Origin of the sequence: Pseudomonas entomophila L48 (assembly GCF_000026105.1) — a bacterium.
GTDB classification, from domain to species: Bacteria; Pseudomonadota; Gammaproteobacteria; order Pseudomonadales; family Pseudomonadaceae; genus Aquipseudomonas; species Aquipseudomonas entomophila.
Map to the genome: position 1 here is coordinate 1,467,501 of NC_008027.1, position 19,137 is coordinate 1,486,637.

A 19,137-nucleotide genomic window follows, 5' to 3' on the forward strand; every position below is an offset into this window, starting at 1 on the left:
GGCTTGGCACGCCCGGCGTGCCTCCAATAACAAAGCCCAACCAGGTACAAGGACGATGAGTCACCCCTCGCAATTCACCCTGCTCGGCAAGCGGCGCTTCCTGCCGTTCTTCATCACCCAGTCGCTGGGCGCCTTCAACGACAACCTGTTCAAGCAATCGTTGATCCTGGCGATCCTCTACAAGCTGAGCCTGGAAGGCGACCGCTCGATCTGGGTCAACCTCTGTGCACTGCTGTTCATCCTGCCGTTCTTCCTGTTCTCGGCGCTGGCCGGGCAGTTTGGCGAGAAATTCGCCAAGGACCGCTTGATCCGCGCGATCAAGCTGGCCGAGATCGTCATCATGGCCATCGGCGCGACCGGTTTCGTCACCCACCATCTGGAGCTGATGCTGGTGGCCCTGTTCGCCATGGGCACCCACTCGGCGCTGTTCGGCCCGGTCAAGTATTCGATCCTGCCCCAGGCCCTGCGTGAAGAGGAGCTGGTGGGGGGCAATGGCCTGGTGGAGATGGGCACGTTCCTGGCGATCCTGGCCGGTACCATCGGCGCCGGAGTGTTGATGTCCTCCAGTCAGTACGCAGTGTTAGCCGCCGCCGGAGTGGTGGGCACCGCGGTGCTGGGTTACCTGGCCAGCCGCTGGATCCCTCGCGCCGCCGCCGCCGCGCCGCAGATGAAGCTGGACTGGAACATCTTCAAACAGTCCTGGCTGACCCTGCGCCTGGGCCTTGGTCAGACCCCGGCGGTGTCGCGCTCGATCGTCGGCAACTCGTGGTTCTGGTTCGTCGGTGCCATCTACCTCACGCAGATCCCGGCCTATGCCAAGGACTGGCTGCACGGTGACGAGACCGTCGTCACCCTGGTGCTGACCCTGTTCTCGGTGGGCATCGCGATCGGCTCGCTGCTGTGTGAGCGGCTCAGCGGACGCAAGGTCGAGATTGGCCTGGTTCCGTTCGGCTCGTTTGGCCTGACTGTGTTCGGCTTGCTCTGGTGGTGGCATTCGGGCGATGTGCCGGCCGGTGCCGTGCCCCATGACTGGCTGGCGTTGCTGGGCATGAGCCAGGCCTGGTGGATCATGCTGTCCATCGTCGGGCTGGGTATCTTTGGTGGTTTCTACATCGTGCCGCTATACGCGCTGATCCAGGCGCGTACCCCGGAAGATCAGCGGGCCCGGGTGATCGCCGCCAACAACATTCTCAACGCCCTGTTCATGGTGGTTTCGGCGATCGTCACCATCGTTCTGCTGAGCGTTGCAAAACTGAGCATCCCGCAGCTGTTCCTGGTGGTGTCGCTGCTCAACATCGCGGTGAACACCTACATCTTCAGGATCGTGCCCGAGTTCACCATGCGCTTCCTGATCTGGCTGCTCAGCCATTCGATGTACCGGGTCGAGCACCGCGAGCTCGAGCGCATCCCCGACGAGGGCGCGGCCTTGCTGGTGTGCAACCACGTGTCGTTCGTCGATGCGCTGCTGATCGGCGGCGCCATTCGCCGTCCGGTGCGCTTTGTCATGTACTACAAGATCTACAACCTGCCGGTGCTCAACTTCGTGTTCCGTACCGCTGGCGCGATCCCCATTGCCGGGCGCGGTGAAGACGAGGCTACCTACGAGCGCGCCTTCGCCCGAATTGCCCAGTACCTGGCCGACGGCGAGCTGGTGTGCATCTTCCCCGAAGGCAAGCTCAGTGCCGACGGTGAGATCGATGTGTTCAAGGGTGGGGTGAATCGCATCCTGCAGGAGACGCCGGTGCCGGTGATTCCACTGGCGTTGCAGGGGCTGTGGGGCAGTTTCTTCAGTCGTGACCCGAACAAGGGCTTCTTCAAGCGCTTGTGGTCGCGGGTAACCCTCGTGGCCGGCGCCGCCATCCCGGTGGAGGCGGCGCAGCCCGAGGCGCTGCGCGAGCAGGTCAGCCTGCTGCGTGGCGATATGCGTTGAAGGGGAGGGAAGTGAAGGTCAGCTGGCGCTGACCTTCAGGCCGACCAGGCCAGTGATGATCAGCGCGACGCTGGCCAGGCGCACCAAAGCCATCGATTCGCCGAACAGGATGATCCCGGCGATCACCGTGCCGACCGCGCCGACGCCGGTCCAGATGGCATAGGCGGTGCCCAGCGGCAGCTCTTTCATGGCCAGGCCCAGCAAGCCGAGGCTGATGACCATCGCGCCGACGGTAAGAATAGTGGGGAGTGGGCGGGTGAAGCCGTCGGTGTACTTGAGGCCGACAGCCCAGCCGACTTCGAACAGGCCGGCGAAGAACAGGATGATCCAGGACATGGTGAGTCTCCATCGTTTCAATGATGGGGCCGTCCCCGTAGCGATCACGCACTGCGTCGTGAGGTCGTCCTCACAGTGCGCACTATAGTGCACATTAATTGCAGGGGCGGCAAGCCCGAGGGATCGATGGTATCGGGTGGTTCGCCGGCAAGCCGGCGAACAGGCTTCAATATCTGGCGGATACAGCGCTTTCATCTGCCACCGGCTTTTCCATCCGCCTGAACCAGGTCGACAGCAGCGCGCCGGAAATGTTGTGCCACACGCTGAACAGCGCGCTGGGCACTGCCGCCAAGGGTGAGAAGTGCGCCGCCGCCAGCGCCGCGCCCAGCCCAGAGTTCTGCATGCCCACCTCCAGTGCCAGCGACTTGCGCTGGGCCAGCGGCAGCTTGCACAGCTTGCCGGTGAGGTAGCCGAGCAGGAAGCCAAAGCTGTTGTGCAGGATCACCACCGCCATGATCAGCAGGCCCGACTCGGCGATCTTCGCCTGGCTGGCCGCCACCACCGCGCAGACGATCATCACGATGCTCACCACCGATACCAGCGGCAGCACCTGAACCGCCAGCTGCACCCGGGCACCCAGCAGGCGTTGGGCAAGCACGCCCAGCACGATCGGCAGCATCACCAGTTGCAGGATCGACCAGAACATGTCCATGAACGAGACCGGCAACCAAGCCGAGGCCAGGAACCAGATCAGGGCAGGGGTGAGCAGCGGGGCGAGCAGGGTGGTCACCGCGGCGATCGCCACTGCCAGCGCCAGGTCGCCCTTCGACAGCCAGACCATGACGTTCGACGCCGTGCCGCTTGGGCAGCAGCCGACCAGGATCACGCCCACGGCGATCTGTGCCGGCAGCTGGAACAGTTGGCACAGCAGCCAGGCCATGCCGGGCATGATCACGAAGTGCGCCACCACCCCCAGCGCCACCCGCCAGGGCTGGCGGGCGAGGGCGGCGAAGTCGTCGAGCTTGAGCGTAAGGCCCATGCCGAACATCACCAGGCCCAGCAGCGGCACGATGGCGACCTTGAGGGCGATGAACCACTGCGGCATGAGGAAGGCCAGGCAGGCGAACAGCAGCACCCATAGGGCGAAGGTGTTGCCGACGAAGCGGCTGAGGGCGGCGAGGGCGCGCATGGGGCAGGTCCTTTTCTGTCTATTGTCTTGAAATTTTCATGGGCCCATTCGCGAGTAAACCCGCTCCCACAAGGGCAACGAGATCCCTGTAGGAGCGGGTTTACCCGCGAATGGCCGGTGCTGGCTCCCCAAAATTCAGGGCAACACCGGCAGATAACGCCCCTCAGACCCCTTGCGGAATCTCCTCGCCCCCCAGCGCCTCGAACAGCGCCGGCAGGAACTCGGTGAAGGTCATCATCATCAGGGTGAAGCTGGCGTCGAACTGCTGCTGGGCTTCATCGCCGCCGTCCTGCTCGGCCTGCTCTTGCAGCAGCTCCTCGAACTTCAGGCGCTTGATCACGGTCTTGTCGTCGAGCACGAACGACAGCTTGTCCTGCCAGGCCAGGGCCAGTTGCGTGACCACCTTGCCGGTGCTCAGGTGCAGCTGGATTTCTTCACCGGTCAGGTCCTGGCGCTTGCAGCGCACGATGCCGCCGTCTTCGCCGGTGTCGCGCAGCTCGCACTCGTCCAGCACATAGAAGCCTTCGGCGGCGTGCTGCGACTTGACCCAGTCGGTCATGGTCGCGGCCGGGGCGATCTTGACGGTCACCGGGCGCACCGGCAGCGACCCCATGACTTCGCGCAGGGTCGACAGCAGGTCCTCGGCGCGCTTGGCGCTGGCCGAGTTGACCAGGATCAGGCCCAGGCGCGGGGCAATGGCGGCGAAGATCATCGAGCGGCGGATGAACGCGCGCGGCAGGAAGGCCTGGATGATCTCGTCCTTGATCTGGTCGCGCTCCTTCTTGTAGACCTTGCGCATCTGCTCGGTCTCGATCTCCTCGACCTTCTCCTTGACCGCGTCGTTGACCACGCTGCTGGGCAGGATACGTTCTTCTTTACGCGCGGCGATCAGCAGGAATTCACCGCTGACGTGCACCAGGGGAGCGTCGGCGCCCTTGCCGAACGGGGCGACGAAACCGTAGGTGGTCAGCTCCTGGCTGGCGCAGGGGCGCGCCGGTTTGCTGGCCAGGGCGGCTTCCAGCGCTTCAGGCTCGAACGGGACATCCTGGGTCAGGCGGTAGGTCAGCAGGTTCTTGAACCACATGAGGGGGAATCTCTCCTTAATGCATAAGGCGGGCATTATTCTCCGAGCGGTGGTTCGAGGCCAGCCCTGTCAGAGGGCCAGCAGGCATATATAAGGAGGGAAAAGCCCGGCGCAGCTAGGTCTTTGAAAGGCCTGGCATTTTTTTTTGATTTTTTTGAAAAAAGTGCTTGCCAGGGTACAGGGTCCTCCGTAGAATGCGCGCCACACCGAGACGAAGGGTGATTAGCTCAGCCGGGAGAGCATCTGCCTTACAAGCAGAGGGTCGGCGGTTCGATCCCGTCATCACCCACCACTCGATGTATAGCGCGGCGGTAGTTCAGTCGGTTAGAATACCGGCCTGTCACGCCGGGGGTCGCGGGTTCGAGTCCCGTCCGCCGCGCCATATTCAGCTTCAAGGGCCCACTGAACACCCTGAAGCTACAGAGAAAGCGACCTTAGGGTCGCTTTTTTTGTTTCTGGCTTTGCACCAGAATGCCCCTGTCCGCCGCACGTGGCCAGCAGGCCCTGCGCCGGTTCTTATCGCAAGCAAGAGACCGACCATGCAGGATGCCAGCCTCTCTACGCCTTCTACACAATCCACCCCGCTCCTGGGCATCGACCTGGGCACCACCAACAGCCTGATCGCGGTCTGGCAGGATGGCGAAGCGCGCCTGATCGCCAACGCCCTGGGCGAAGTGCTGACCCCTTCGGTGGTCAGTGTCGATGACGATGGCAGCATCCTGGTCGGCCAGGCTGCCCGGGCCCGGCTGACCACCCACCCGCAGCGCACGGCGGGCGCCTTCAAGCGGTTCATGGGCAGTGACAAGCTCTACTCGCTGGGTGAGCACCGTTTCACCCCTGAAGAGCTGTCGGCCCTGGTGCTGGGCGCGTTGAAGCAGGACGCCGAGGCCTACCTGGGCTGCCCGGTGAGTGAAGCGGTGATTTCGGTGCCCGCCTATTTCAGTGACGAGCAGCGCAAGCGCACGGTGTTTGCCGCCGAGCTGGCCGGGCTGAAGGTACAACGGCTGATCAACGAGCCCACCGCGGCGGCCATGGCCTATGGCCTGCATGAACAGAAGTTCGAGCGCACCCTGGTCTTCGACCTGGGCGGCGGTACCTTCGACGTCACGGTACTCGAATACGCCCTGCCGCTGATCGAGGTACACGCCTCCACCGGTGACAACTACCTGGGCGGCGAAGACTTCACCGACGCGCTGCTGCAAGCCTGCCTGCACGACTGGCGGCTCAAGGTCGAAGACCTCGAGCCCCAGTCCCTGGCCAGCCTTCACGATGCTGTCGAGCAGCTCAAGCGCGAGGCAGGCGAGGGTAGTCGCACGTTGAACTGGAATGGCGATGGCCAGGCCCGCGAATGGGTACTGGACGACCTGAAGCTGCAAGCGATCTGGGCGCCGTTGCTGGCACGGGTGCGCACCCCTATCGAACAGGCCTTGCGTGATGCCCGGCTCAGCCCCCGCGAGCTGGACAGCCTGGTGCTGGTAGGGGGCGCCACGCGCATGCCGCAGGTACAGCAACTGGTGGCCAAGCTGTTCGGCCGCTTGCCCTACCGGCACCTGGACCCGGACACCATCGTCGCCCTGGGCGCCGCCAGCCAGGCAGCCTGCAAGGCGCGCGACGCGGCCATCGACGAGCTGATCCTGACCGATGTCTGCCCCTACACCCTGGGCATTGCCTCCTCGCGCGGCGAAGACGTCACCGGGGCTTTTTCGCCGATCATCGAGCGCAACACGGTGATTCCGACCTCGAAGGTCCAGCGCTTCTACAGCAGCCACCCCGAACAGGCGTCCATTCGCATTGCCGTGTACCAGGGCGAGCGCCCCTGGGTGCGTGACAATATCCTGGTCGACAGTTTCGTGGTGCCGTTGCAGCAGACCGGTGCGATCCAGTCGCTGGACGTGCGCTTCAGCTACGACATCAACGGCCTGTTGGAAGTGGACGTGACCTTCCTCGAAAGTGGCCAGAAACACAGCCACAGCATTGACCGCAGCCCCACCGGGCTGGATGTCGAGGCGCGCCAGGCCAGCCAGCAGCGCCTGGCACGGCTCAAGATCCATCCACGCGACACCCTGCCCAACCGCACCCTGCTGGCCCGTCTGGAGCGGGCCTGGATGCAGAGCCTGGGCGATGAGCGCGAGTTGATCGGCAGTTGGCTGGATGCGTTCAACGTGGTGCTGGCCAGGCAGCAGTCCGCCGAGATCGGCCGCGAGCGCCTGGCGTTGAGCCAAGCGCTCGATGAGCTGCGCTACTGACCGTTCAGGCGCCGCAAGGTGGCCTGCAGGCCACCTTCCATCGGCATGGCCTTGCCTGGCGGCGGCCCGTACAGGTTCGGCAGCTTGTTGCCAGGCAGGCCCAGCAGCACCAGGGTTGCGAACGGCAGCACACGGCTGATCAGCAGTAGCAGCAACAGGGTCGGTACGCCACGGCCGAGGTCGCGCAGGCGGCGCAGGCTGGCGCTGATCATCAGCACCGCGACCACCGCGATCAGTGCCGGGAACTTCAGGGCCATGGCGCTGCATGGCACGGCGGCCACCAGATGCAAGGCGAAGCCGGTGCGGTTCAGGCGACTGTTGAGCTTCCAGAATGCCCAGAAGGGGGCGGGTGGCTGTTTCAGGTCGTTGCCCAGCATGCGCTCCGCCCAGGACAACACCGCCATGCTTGCGCAGCGCAGGCCGGGGTACTGCCGGGTATCGTCCTTGATCTTCTGCAGGGCGCACAGCGCCCGGGGCTTGGGTGGCGTGCAGTCGTTGAGCAGGCCGTTCAGCGCGTCCATCACATCCTTGAACGCATGGCTGTCGATGCCCTGGCTGCGCAGGACTTCGGCCGGCGGCCGTCCGGCCTTGCCGTTCACCAGCCCACGACGCAGTGGCTCGAACCAGGCGCCGTGCAGCGCCATGGCTTCAAGACGGTTGCGCAGGCGCGTGCGTTGTTCCTCGCCCAGCGAGCGGTCGTGGTACAGCACCGCGCAGAACAGCAGGTAGCTCAGCGGGCTCTCGTCGAGCAGGCGGCCATCCTCTTTGTCCAGGCAGGCGGCCATCTGCGCGGCGCTGGGCAGGCGTGCGCTGTCGAGGGCCTGTTGCAGGGTCTGCAGGGGCGCGGACAAGGTGAGCGCTGGCAGGCTGTTGTCGCCTTCGGGATTATCGAGCGCCTGCAGGAGCTGCGCGTGCTGCTCGGCGAAGGGGTGGTCGGCGGGATACTGCATCTGCCCGGCCAATGTCGGGTCGATCAGCGTCAACCAGCGTGATTGCTGCTCCATCAGGGCGAGCATGAACAGCTGCTGGCGATGCCAGCCCCACAAGGCCTCGCCGTCAGGCATCGGAGGCAGCAGCACGCCGTCCTCGGCCAGGCGGCCCTGCAATGGCAGGGCGAATGGCGTGGTGAACAGGCGGCTTATCTCGAACTGGTTGTTGAGTGCGATCAGGGCTTGGGCCGAATAGACGCGCATGCGCCGCAACCATTCCCGGCATACCGGGCGAATGGCATCCTCGGTCAGTGCTTCGGGCAGCTCGAGCGCTGGGTCTTCGCTGGCGCAGAACCGCACCAGGGCCTGCACCACGGGCGATTGCTCGAGCCAGTGCAGGTGTTGCGCGGCCTGACGTTGGAAGCCTTCCAGGATCAGCGCGTCGAGCGGGTCCGCGCTCGGTGGGTGTGACAGGATCTGGCGCAACAGGCCTGCTTCGCCGCGTTGCAGGGCCCAGGCTTGCCAGTACAGGTGGTGCAGTTCGCGGTCGTGCTGCTCGTGCAGCAACCACGCCAGCAGCGGCAGCTCGTCATCACCGTCCAGGCGCCAATCGACAAAGGTGCCGGCAATCCCGCCAAGCTCCAGGCGCGCGGCTTCTGCCCAGCGTGCCAAGGTCTGCGGCGTCTGCGCCGGGCTGCCCCAGGCCTGGGCCGGATCGGCCAGGTCGGTGGGCCAGGAGGCGGGCATGTGCAGGTGGTCGAAGGCTTGGATCAATAACGGCAGGCGCTGCGGTTGATGGCGTGCGCACAGGTCGATCAGCCAACGCTCGGCCTCGGGGTGCTGGTGTTCGCGGTACAGTCGCAGCCAACAGTCCAGGGCTTGCTGTTCGGCGTCCAGGGCATGAGCCTGGCGCGCCAGCAGGTAAAGCAGGTCGATGTCGTTGGGCGCCTGCTGCAGGCGCTCCTGCAGTTGGCCATGGAAGGCGCGGCTGCCGATGCCCGCCTGGCTGAACTGCACCAGCAGGCGCTGCATCAGGGCGGGGTCGTCGGGGATGGCCAGGCAGGTGTGCACGTTGACGAACTGCTTGTATTCGAACAGCGGGTGCTGTTGGTAGCAATATTCCAGGCTTCGGAAATACCACAGGCTTTCCAGCTGTGCGCTGGGCGGCCAATCGCGCATCAGTGCGGTGTCGTAGGGGTCGGGCTCGTCCAGGCGGTCGAGGAAGGCTTCCACCTCATGTGGGTTGTCCAGGCGCAGCAATTGTTGCGCCCAACCCAGGCGATGGGCCAGCAGGCTGGCGCAGCGATGGGAAAGCGGACCGGCGTCGCGAAGGGTGGCGAGCAGTTGCCAGCTCAGGTCCTCCAGTTCGTCCAGTGGCAGTGTGTCCAGTTCGTCGATGTAGCGCTGCCAGGCTGGCGGATCGAAACGGGTAGCCGGCGCTTCGAGCAGGCTGTGGAAGGCGTGCAACGCAGGATGCACGGCGGCGTGCTCGGCCTCGGGTTCCAGGTCGTCAGGCGCTGGCGCGGCGCGTTCGCGGGCCAGGCGCTGGGCTTGCTCGTAGGCCTCGCGCAGTGCCTTGAAACCTTCCGGGTCGGTCTCGGGGTGGTGCGAGGGCAGCTGGCTGCGGTAAGCCAGGCGGATGGCATCGAGGTCCTGGGTTGGTTCGATCCCCAGGCGAATCCAGCAACTCATGACCAGCAGTCCTCTTCCAGCGTTATGGGGCGTTGTGGCTCGGGTAGGGGAAGGTCCCAGGGCAGCTCGGCGAACAAGGCGTGGGCACCATGACGCAGGTTGAGCAGGATGCAGCGGTTCCAGTGCTCGTAGCCCTGACGCTCGAGGTTGGCGGCCAGGGCTTCATCGCTGCTGCCGCTGGCGTTCCACAGTGCCTTTCCGAACAGGTAACCGGCCAGGTAGCTGTCCCAGCGGTTGTAGTAATGGCGGGCGCGCAAGGCCAGGCGGTAGTGCAGATAGAGGCTTTCCTCGCGGCTGACCAGGCCTTTCTTGACCCCGGCACGGAGCAGGTAGCTCATGCGCCCCAGGTCCCAGGCGCGGGTGCCGCCGGGGCCGCAGTCGGGGAAGGTGCGCGCGGCGTACTGGTGGCGGATGCGTTCACGTGGGGGCAGGGTTTCGAGCAGGGCCTGCCATTGGCTGGGCAGGCAGCGCTGGTACTGCCAGTAGGCTTCGCTCAGTTCGGTGGCGTGACCGTTGTCGGCCATGCTGAGCATGTCGAGCAACTGGGCGCGGGTGCTGATGCCCCACCAGCGCTCCAGGTCGGCCTGGTCTTCGCCTTCGAAGTAGTCGGGGGCGGTGTAGCTGGCGCCGTTCAGGGCGGCCATGGGGGCGGAAAGGGCATGCAGCCAGTGCTGGGCGGCTTCGTCCATGAGGGGTCCTGAGGTAGCTTTGGGCTGGCGCGGATTGTAATGCAATAGTCTTGCTGCGCGCTTGAGATCGAGCGCCGCCTGCGCGGCGCATCGCGGATGAATCCGCTCCTACATCGGTTGCAACGTGCCGCACCTGTGAGGCCATGGTCGCCAGCCTTGGCGCATGGCTTGAGCCAGGCGGGACGGCTTCAGCGCCAGCCGAAAAAACGCGCCGGACAAACAAGGCGAACAACTATGGCCTGTCTGGCATGGCCACGTTGCAACGGATGTAGGAGCGGATTCATCCGCGATGCGCCGCGCGGGCGGCGCTCGATTTCCCTGGCGCTGCAACTTCCTCGGCGAACATCCCGAAAGGGCTGGCAGAGGAAAATCAGCGTCCGAATGCCAATCCGTCAGCCCCGAACCTCCTCCCCCCGAAGCGTCAGCACCTCGTACCCACTCTCGGTCACCGCCACGGTATGCTCCCACTGCGCCGAAAGTGTGTGATCCCGGGTGATCACCGTCCAGCCATCGCGCAGCCCCCGGGTCCCGCGGCCGCCCTGGTTGATCATCGGCTCGATGGTGAACACCATCCCCGGTTGCAGCTTTATGCCCATCCCACGATGGCCGTAATGCAGCACCTCGGGCGCCTCGTGCATCTGCGTGCCGATACCATGCCCGCAGTACTCGCGGACCACGCTGTAGCCGGCCGCCTCTGCATGCGCCTGGATCGCATGGCCAATGTCACCGAGGGTGGCGCCGGGGCGTACCTGCTCGATGCCCTTCCACAACGCGTCGTAGGTGGTGTCGACCAGCCGCCGGGCCTCGTCGCTGATCTGCCCGATGCAGTACATCTTCGACGAGTCGGCGATATAGCCGCCCTGTTCCAGGGTGATGTCGACGTTGACGATCGAGCCTTCGTTCAGCACCTCACCCACCTTGGGCATGCCATGGCACACCACATGGTCCACCGAGGTGTTCAGCGCATAGGGGAAGCCGTACTGGCCCTTGCTCGCCGGACGCGCCTTGAGCGTTTCGACGATGAAGGCCTCGGCGCGGTCGTTGATCTGCATCGTCGTCACGCCCGGGCGGATGAAGCCGTCGAGGTGGGCGAACACCTGGGCCAGCAGTTGCCCGGCACGGCGCATCAGTGCCAGTTGGGCGGCGTCCTTGTGAATGACCTGGCTCATTGCAGCAGTTCCTTGAGATTGGCCTGTTCCTGGCGCAGCAACTGGCGCAGCAGGTCCTGGTAGGTGGCTTGCGGATGCAGCTCGGCGAGCATGCCGAGGCGGATCCAGTGTTCGGCCTGGGCGTTGATCGAGCGCGACAGCGCGGCACTGGCCACGCGCAGGTCTTCGTGGAGGTCGTCGGAGATCTTGACGATGCCCATGGTGGGATACCCGTATATATGAAACGTATACGAAGCATATCGCCTTGCCAGGCCTGAACGCCACCCAATGGTGCAACAGGCCCACTACGGTGCGACAAGACGCGATCCCGCGTAGGAGCCGGCCTTGCCGGCGAACACCGGCAAAGCCGGTGCCAAGCGCCACGGTACCTGATTCGCCAGCAGGCGCCGGTCATGGCCCGGCTTTTGCTGTCGCTCACTCATCAGGCCATCAACGTCGATGGCCGACTTTCATCACGACGAAGGCGCCGTGTTGCCCCGCTTGCCAGTGCAGGCCGGGGCAGCCGGCGCCTTTGTCGTTTCATCAGCAGGAGATCGCCGATGAGCAGCAGCGAGGTCCGCAGTGTTTGCCCTTATTGTGGCGTGGGGTGCGGCACCGTCATGAGCGTGGCCGACGGCAAGGTGGTCAAGGTCAGTGGCGACAAGCAGCACCCGAGCAACTTCGGCCGCCTGTGCACCAAGGGCCTGACCGCCCACATCCCCCTGACCACCGGACGCATGGCCCACGCCTGGCTGCGCCGCCAGCGCGACCAGGAACCGGTGCGCGACGGGTTGGACGAGGCCATCGCCGAAACTGCGTCCCGCCTGCGCGCGATCATCGACCGGCACGGGGCGGACGCCGTGGCCTTGTACGTGTCGGGGCAGATGTCGCTGGAGGCCCAGTACCTGGCCAACAAGCTGGCCAAAGGGTACATCCGCACCCGCCATATCGAATCCAACTCGCGCCTGTGCATGGCCAGCGCCGGCAGCGGCTACAAGCAGTCGCTGGGCGCCGATGGGCCGCCCGGCAGCTACCAGGACTTCGAACACGCCGAGGTATTCCTGGTGATCGGCGCGAACATGGCTGATTGCCATCCTATCCTCTTCCTGCGCCTGTTAGACCGGGTCAAGGCCGGCGCCCGGCTGATCGTCGTCGATCCCCGGCGCACGGCCACCGCCGACAAGGCCGACCTGTTCCTGCAAGTGCGCCCGGGCACCGACCTGGCGCTGCTCAATGGTCTGTTGCACCTGCTGCACGCCAACGGCCACACCGCCCCTGATTTCATCGCCCGCCACACCGAAGGCTGGGAGGCGCTGCCGGCGTTTCTCGCCGACTACACCCCTGAACGCGTCGCCACCATCACTGGCCTGCCCGAGGCCGATATCCGCCAGGCCGCCACCTGGATCGGCCAGTCGAAAAACTGGATGAGCTGCTGGACCATGGGCCTGAACCAGAGCATCCATGGCACCTGGCACAGCAATGCGCTGTGCAACCTGCACCTGGCCACCGGCGCCATCTGCCGCCTGGGCAGCGGGCCGTTTTCCCTGACCGGCCAGCCCAATGCCATGGGCGGGCGCGAGATGGGCTACATGGGGCCGGGCTTGCCGGGCCAGCGTTCGGCGCAGGTCGACGCCGACCGTGCCTTCGTCGAGCGGCAATGGCAGTTGGCGCCGGGCACGCTGCGCAGCGACGGCGGCGAGGGCACGGTGGCGCTGTTCGAGCAGATGAAGCAAGGCGAGGTGAAGGCCTGCTGGATCATCTGCAGCAACCCGGTGGCCAGTGTCGCCAACCGCCAGCAGGTGATCGACGGCCTGCGCCAGGCGGAACTGGTGATTTGCCAGGACGCGTTCCTCGACACCGAGACCAACCGCCATGCCGACATCCTCCTGCCCGCTGCACTGTGGGCCGAAGGCGAGGGGGTGATGGTCAACAGCGAGCGCAACCTCACCCTGATGCCGCGTGCAGTGGAACCGCCCGGTGAAAGCCTGGAGGATTGGCGCCTCATCGCCCGGGTGGCCAGCGCCATGGGCTATGGGCAGGCCTTCGACTATCCCGATGCCGAGGCGGTGTACGAGGAGATCCGCCGTTTCTGGAACCCCGCCACCGGTTACGACCTGCGTGGCATCGGCTACCCCGAACTGCGTGAGCGCCCACGGCAGTGGCCTTGTGCGCCGGGTCGGGAAGACGCCCGCAGCCCGCTGCGCTACCGCAACGATGGGGTCAGCCAGCAGGTGTTGCACGATGAGCAGGGCGCTCGCCCCGCATTGGCCTTTCCCACGCCCAGCGGCAAGGCGCGGTTCCTGGCACGGCCCTGGTTGCCAGCGGCCGAACAGGCCGACGAGGCGTATCCCTTCGTGCTCAACACCGGGCGTGTGCAGCACCAGTGGCACACCCTGACCAAGACCGGCCAGGTGCCCAGCCTGAACAAGCTGGAGCCGGGCCCCTTCGTCGAGATCAACCCTGAGGACGCCCAGCGCCTGGGCATTCGTGACCGGGACACGGTGGCGATCCGCTCGCGGCGCGGCCTGGCGCAGCTGCCCGCGCGGATCAGCGCTCGTGTGTTGCCTGGCGGTTGCTTCGCGCCGTTTCACTGGAATGATCTGTACGGCGAGCAGTTGGCGATCAACGCCGTCACCTGCGACGCAGTCGACCCGACTTCCCTGCAACCGGCTTTCAAGTATTGCGCCGTGGCCCTGGAGCGGGTCGCGGGCGAACGTATCGACGCCATCGACCTTGTTTCGGAGCCCGCCCGCATGCCCACCGCCACCTTGTCTCGCCTGCTTGGCCTGGATGTTCTGCCAGCACCGGAGCTGGCAGAAGACGAGCGTCATTACCTGCAAGGCTTCCTGCTCGGCCTGGGCCAGGCCCGTGCCGAAGGGGTTCCGCGCTTGCCGGCCGACGCGCCCCTGGCCCCCGCCCGACGGCTGTTCGTCGAGGGTCTGCTGGCGGCCTTGTTCAGCCAACCGCCGGCGGCCAATGAGGTCCCCAGCCATCACGTGGTATGGGCCTCGCAGACCGGCAACAGCGAAACCCTGGCCGAACGTTGTGCACAGCACCTGCGCGAAGCAGGGTTGCCCGTGCGCCTCAGTTGCATGGATGCGCTCGGCCCGGCGCAGTTGCAGGGGGCCGCCAGTGTGTTGCTGATCGCCAGCACCTTCGGCGACGGTGACGCCCCGGATTGCGCCACGGCGTTCTGGCAGGCCCTGCAAGGCGAGGAGGGCGGGCACTGCGCCACTTTGCCCTACGCGGTGTTGGCCCTAGGCGATTCGAGCTATGACCAGTTCTGTGGTTTCGGGCGCAAGCTCGACCAGCGCCTGGCCGAGCTGGGGGCTCGGCGCCTGCTGGCGCGGGTCGATTGCGAAGGGGATATCGACGAGGCCTTCAGCGGTTGGCTGGATGCCTTGATGAAGCAGTTGGGCAGTGCCATGCCGACACCCGTCGAGCCCAAGCCGGTAACGGGTTGTGGCAAGCAGCAACCGTGGTGCGCGGCAGTGTTGGAAAACCGCTTGCTCAATACTCCCGGGTCGGCCAAGGAAACACGTCAGCTGGTGTTTGACCTGCGCGATAGCGGCTTCACCTATCAACCGGGCGACGCGTTGGGTGTGTGGCCACGCAATTGCCCGGTGTTGATCGAGGAATTGTTGCTGCTGATGCAACTCGATGGGCAGGCCGCGGTCGAGCTCAAGGGGCATGCGCCAATGCCGCTCTCGGTCGCGCTGGAACACCACCTGGACATCACCCGGGTCACCTCGCAGCAGCTTGAGCGCTTCAGCCAAGGCAGCGACGACCTGCGCCGTCTGCTGCAACCTGAACGCAAGACCGAATTAAAGGGCTGGCTATGGGGGCGGCAACTGGCCGATGTGTTGCGTGCCTTTCCACAGCGCTTGTCGCTGACGGACTGGTTGGGCTTGCTCAAGCCCTTGCAGCCACGCCTTTACTCGATCAGCTCCAGCCCCAGCGCGCACCCCGACCAGGTGCACCTGACCGTCTCGACCGTGCGCTACGGGGCGCGCAAAGGTGTCTGCTCAAGCTTTCTCGCCGACCGTGCCGGTGCGCTGAAGGTGGCGATCTTCCCGCAGCCGTCGAAGCACTTCCGCCTGCCCGAGGATGACGCCACGCCGATCATCATGATTGGCCCGGGCACCGGTATCGCGCCGTTTCGCGCCTTTCTGGAGGAGCGCGAGGTGCGTGGGGCGAGCGGGCGCAACTGGCTGTTCTTCGGCGAGCAGCATGCGGCCAGCGATTTTTACTACCGCGAGCAGTTGCTGGCTTGGGAGGGCAGTGGGCATGTGCGGTTGAGTACCGCGTTCTCCCGTGACCAGCCAGAGAAGATCTATGTGCAGCAGCGCTTGCTGGAACAGGGCGCCGAGTTGTGGCGTTGGCTGGAGGAGGGCGCATTTATCTATGTCTGCGGCGACGCCCAGCGCATGGCCAGGGATGTGGACGCGGCGCTGCGCCAGGTGGTGGCGGTGCAGGGCGGGATGAACGATGAGGCAGCGGCTGCCTGGGTCGAGGCGCTGGGCAAGGCTGGGCGCTATCGGCGGGATGTGTACTGAGCGCCCCGTGATGGTGAGCCCTGCACCCAAGCGGTGCATCTGAACGGGCACGACCTCTGTAGGAGCGGCTTCAGCCGCGATCATCCGCGCAGCGGATACCAGGCACCGCGCCGCCTGCATCGCGGCTGAAGCCGCTCCTACAGGCACATTGGCACACTCCCTGCTTCAACCCTTGCACAAATGCCCCGCTGATCAACGGCGATCATCCAGGGGCCTCACACTGATGAGTACAGGCAAAGGCGCCTGGAGCTTCGGCTCCAGGCGCCTTTTTGTTTTCCGTGATCGAGGATCGGCTATGAAGGCAACAGCGAACGGCGCACCACGTGCGCGACTGGTCATCGTCGGCAACGGCATGGTTGGCCACCACTGCGTCGAGCAACTGCTCGAGCGGGGTGCCCAGGACCGTTTCGAGCTGCATGTGTTCGGCGAGGAACGCCAGCGCGCCTACGACCGGGTGCACCTGTCCGAGTACTTCACCGGTAGCTGTGCCGAAACCCTGGCGCTGTGCGAGCAGGACTTCTACACGCGCCATGGGGTGCACCTGCACCTGGGCGAAGCGGTGCTGGAGATCGACCGCGAGCGCTGCGAAGTGGTCACCGGCGAAGGCCGCTACGGCTATGACCAGCTCATCCTGGCCACCGGCTCCTATCCCTTCGTGCCGCCGATCGAAGGTTCCAGCGGCAACGCCCGGCTGGTCTACCGCACGCTTGATGACCTCGACGCCATCCGCCATGCGGCTGCCGACGCCCGCCGTGGCGTGGTGGTGGGTGGCGGCTTGCTGGGGCTGGAGGCCGCCAACGCACTGAAGTCGCTGGGCCTGGAAGCGCATGTGGTGGAGTTCGCCCCGCGGCTGATGCCGGTACAGCTCGACGCTGAAGGCGGCGCGGCGCTCAAGGCACAGATCGAAGCCCTTGGCGTGGGCGTGCACCTGTCCCGCGCCACCCAGTCGATCGGCGCGGGCGACGACTATTGCTACCGCATGCAGTTCGACGGTGGCGAGTACCTGGAGACCGACCTGATCGTGTTCTCCGCCGGCATCCGCCCCCAGGACGCCCTGGGCCGTGCCTGCGGCCTGGACATCGCCGCGCGCGGCGGCGTGGTGATCGACAACGAGTGCCGCAGCAGCGACCCGCGTATTTTCGCCATCGGTGAGTGCGCCTCTTGGAACGGCAGCGTGTTCGGCCTGGTCGCGCCGGGCTATGCCATGGCACGCAACCTCGCGGCGCTGCTGGTCGGCGACACGGCAGTCGCGTTCACTGGCGCCGACATGTCGACCAAGCTCAAGCTGCTGGGCGTCGATGTCGGCTCCATCGGCGACGCCCACGGCGCCACGCCGGGTTCGCGCAGCTACCGCTTCATCGACGAGGCCAACGCCGCCTACCGCCGCCTGGTGGTGGATGCCAGCGGCAAGCATGTGCTCGGCGCGGTGCTGGTCGGCGACAACAGCTACTACGACACCCTGCTGCAATACGCCCAGAACGGTATCGCGCTACCGGCCGACCCGGCTGCGCTGATTCTGCCGCAAAGCGGCGGCGCACCGGCCCTTGGTGCCGATGCACTGCCCGACAGTGCGACCATCTGCTCGTGCCACAACGTCAGCAAGGGCGCGGTATGCGCGGCCATCGACAGCGGTTGTGCCGACCTCGCCGCCGTGAAGGGCTGCACCAAGGCGGCCACCGGCTGCGGTGGCTGCGCGGCGCTGCTCAAGCAGGTGTTCGAGCACGAACTCACCGCCCGTGGCGTGACGGTGGACAAAAGCCTGTGCGAACACTTCGCCTACACCCGCCAGGAGCTCTACGCCATGGTGCGGGTCGAGGGCATCCGCAGCTTCGACGAATTGCTCGCGCGCCATGGTCGCGGCCCTGTCGGTTGCGACATCTGCAAGCCGACAGTGGGCTCGATCCTCGCCTCGTGCTGGAACCAGCCGATCATGGACCCCTCGCTGGTGCCCCTGCAGGACACCAACGACACCTTCATGGCCAACATGCAGAAGAACGGCACCTACTCGGTGGTGCCGCGCATTCCTGGTGGCGAGATCACCCCGGACAAGCTGATCGTGATCGGCCAGGTGGCGAAGAAATACGACCTCTACACCAAGATCACCGGCGGCCAGCGCATCGACCTGTTCGGCGCCCAGCTGCACGAACTGCCGCTGATCTGGGGCGAGCTGATCGAGGCTGGCTTCGAGACCGGGCACGCCTACGGCAAGTCGACGCGCACGGTGAAGTCCTGCGTGGGCAGCACCTGGTGCCGCTACGGCGTGCAGGACAGCGTGGCCATGGCCTTGCGCCTGGAGGACCGCTACAAGGGCCTGCGCTCGCCGCACAAGCTCAAGTTCGCGGTGTCGGGCTGCACCCGCGAATGCGCCGAGGCGCAGAGCAAGGATATCGGCGTGATCGCCACCGACAAGGGGTGGAACCTGTACGTCTGCGGCAACGGCGGCATGCGCCCGCGCCATGCCGAACTGTTCGCCACCGACCTGGACGACGAAACCCTGGTGCGCCTGATCGACCGGGTGCTGATGTTCTACATCCGCACCGCCGACAAGCTGCAGCGCACCTCGGTGTGGCGCGAAAGCCTGGAAGGTGGGCTGGATTACCTCAAGGCGGTGATCATCGACGACAGTCTGGGCCTTGGCCACGAGCTGGAGGCGCAGATGCAGCAGGTGGTCGACCGCTACGAATGCGAATGGGCCAACGCCCTGAAAGATCCGGAAAAGCTCAAGCGCTTCCGCACCTTCGTCAACGACCAGCGCCCTGACCCCGATGTGCATTTCGTTCGTGAGCGCGAACAGCGCAGGCCCGCTGCGCCGCTGCACCTGATCCCCACCATCACCGAGGAGGCTGTCTGATGAACCGTTCCAATGTTGCCGTGACACAGCCCTTGCACTGGCAGTCGGTTTGCCAGGTCCGGGACCTGGTGGCCGATTCGGGCGTTGTGGCCTGGCTCGACGGCGAGCAGGTGGCGCTGTTCTACCTGCCGGGGCTCGGGCAGGCGCTGTATGCCGTCGACAACCGCGATCCGCGGTCGGGGGCCAATGTCATCGGCCGCGGCCTGGTCGGCAGCCTGGGCGGCGAGCTGGTAGTGGCGGCGCCGTTGTACAAGCAACATTTCAGCTTGCAGGACGGGCGTTGCCTGGAGGATCCGGCGCAGCGGTTGCGGGTGTGGCCGGTGCGGGTGACGGGGGAGTACGTGGAGATCGCCCAGGGCTGAGCACCGGCCCATTCACCAGCATAACCAGCACCACATAACTCATTGACATAGCACGACCTCCGTAGGAGCCAGCCTTGCTGGCGAAGGCCACACCGCGGTCCCACGTCGAACCCGGTTCGCCAGCAAAGCTGGCTCCTACAGAGGTCGGCGCGGTCCCTGTAGGAGCCGGCTTGCCGGCGAAAGGG

General features: G+C 65.7%; 12 protein-coding genes and 2 tRNA genes. 7 read left to right on the top strand and 7 right to left on the bottom strand.

The features are described from left to right. Positions 1-55: 55 nt before the first annotated feature. Entirely contained in the window at positions 56-1,930 is a 1,875-nt protein-coding gene (locus PSEEN_RS06525; RefSeq protein ID WP_011532696.1) for an MFS transporter, read from the top strand. Between the two features lie 18 nt (positions 1,931-1,948). Here the strand turns inward: PSEEN_RS06525 and sugE are convergent, their stop codons facing one another. The 3 genes from sugE to rdgC form a co-directional block, all read right to left on the bottom strand. Then, on the bottom strand, positions 1,949-2,266 hold the full coding sequence (gene sugE / locus PSEEN_RS06530) for a quaternary ammonium compound efflux SMR transporter SugE (RefSeq protein ID WP_011532697.1): 318 nt from the start codon (positions 2,264-2,266) through the stop codon (positions 1,949-1,951). Positions 2,267-2,432: 166 nt separating this feature from the next. Next, a complete protein-coding gene (locus PSEEN_RS06535) occupies positions 2,433-3,395 on the bottom strand; it encodes a bile acid:sodium symporter family protein (RefSeq protein WP_011532698.1) in 963 nt (320 codons plus the stop codon). 163 nt (positions 3,396-3,558) lie between these two features. Next, positions 3,559-4,479, bottom strand: coding sequence for a recombination-associated protein RdgC (gene rdgC, locus PSEEN_RS06540; protein ID WP_011532699.1), 921 nt, complete (start codon positions 4,477-4,479; stop codon positions 3,559-3,561). A 216-nt stretch (positions 4,480-4,695) separates the two neighbouring features. On the opposite strand from rdgC, the gene PSEEN_RS06545 reads away from it, so the two are divergent. From PSEEN_RS06545 to PSEEN_RS06555, 3 genes are all read left to right on the top strand, one after another. Beyond that, positions 4,696-4,771: transfer RNA gene (locus PSEEN_RS06545), tRNA-Val, on the top strand. Positions 4,772-4,784: 13 nt separating this feature from the next. Beyond that, a tRNA-Asp gene (locus PSEEN_RS06550) sits at positions 4,785-4,861 on the top strand. 157 nt (positions 4,862-5,018) lie between these two features. Further along, on the top strand, positions 5,019-6,725 hold the full coding sequence (locus PSEEN_RS06555; RefSeq protein WP_011532700.1) for a molecular chaperone HscC: 1,707 nt from the start codon (positions 5,019-5,021) through the stop codon (positions 6,723-6,725). Here the strand turns inward: PSEEN_RS06555 and PSEEN_RS06560 are convergent. The 4 genes from PSEEN_RS06560 to PSEEN_RS06575 form a co-directional block, all read right to left on the bottom strand. Then, complete coding sequence (locus PSEEN_RS06560) at positions 6,719-9,346, bottom strand: DUF805 domain-containing protein (RefSeq protein ID WP_011532701.1); 2,628 nt, start codon at positions 9,344-9,346, stop codon at positions 6,719-6,721. The two genes, PSEEN_RS06555 and PSEEN_RS06560, sit on opposite strands and share 7 nt — an antisense overlap. Continuing rightward, positions 9,343-10,035: a DUF1266 domain-containing protein gene (locus PSEEN_RS06565; RefSeq protein ID WP_011532702.1), complete on the bottom strand. Its 693-nt coding sequence runs from the start codon at positions 10,033-10,035 to the stop codon at positions 9,343-9,345. The genes PSEEN_RS06560 and PSEEN_RS06565 overlap by 4 nt, the downstream gene beginning before the upstream one ends. 392 nt (positions 10,036-10,427) lie before the next feature. Continuing rightward, complete coding sequence (gene map, locus PSEEN_RS06570; protein WP_011532703.1) at positions 10,428-11,204, bottom strand: type I methionyl aminopeptidase; 777 nt, start codon at positions 11,202-11,204, stop codon at positions 10,428-10,430. Next, positions 11,201-11,404, bottom strand: coding sequence for a ParD-like family protein (locus tag PSEEN_RS06575; RefSeq protein ID WP_011532704.1), 204 nt, complete (start codon positions 11,402-11,404; stop codon positions 11,201-11,203). Before PSEEN_RS06575 ends, map begins: the two co-directional genes overlap by 4 nt. Before the next feature lie 339 nt (positions 11,405-11,743). Between PSEEN_RS06575 and PSEEN_RS06580 the strand changes: the two genes are divergently transcribed. From PSEEN_RS06580 to nirD, 3 genes are all read left to right on the top strand, one after another. Further along, positions 11,744-15,739 (top strand): bifunctional nitrate reductase/sulfite reductase flavoprotein subunit alpha, encoded by a 3,996-nt coding sequence (locus tag PSEEN_RS06580; protein ID WP_011532705.1) that lies wholly within the window; start codon positions 11,744-11,746, stop codon positions 15,737-15,739. Between the two features lie 295 nt (positions 15,740-16,034). Beyond that, the gene (nirB, locus tag PSEEN_RS06585; protein WP_011532706.1) at positions 16,035-18,590 is read left to right on the top strand and encodes a nitrite reductase large subunit NirB; all 2,556 of its coding nucleotides are present in this window, start codon (positions 16,035-16,037) and stop codon (positions 18,588-18,590) included. Next, on the top strand, positions 18,590-18,952 hold the full coding sequence (gene nirD, locus PSEEN_RS06590; RefSeq protein ID WP_011532707.1) for a nitrite reductase small subunit NirD: 363 nt from the start codon (positions 18,590-18,592) through the stop codon (positions 18,950-18,952). The genes nirB and nirD overlap by 1 nt, the downstream gene beginning before the upstream one ends. Positions 18,953-19,137 lie beyond the last annotated feature (185 nt).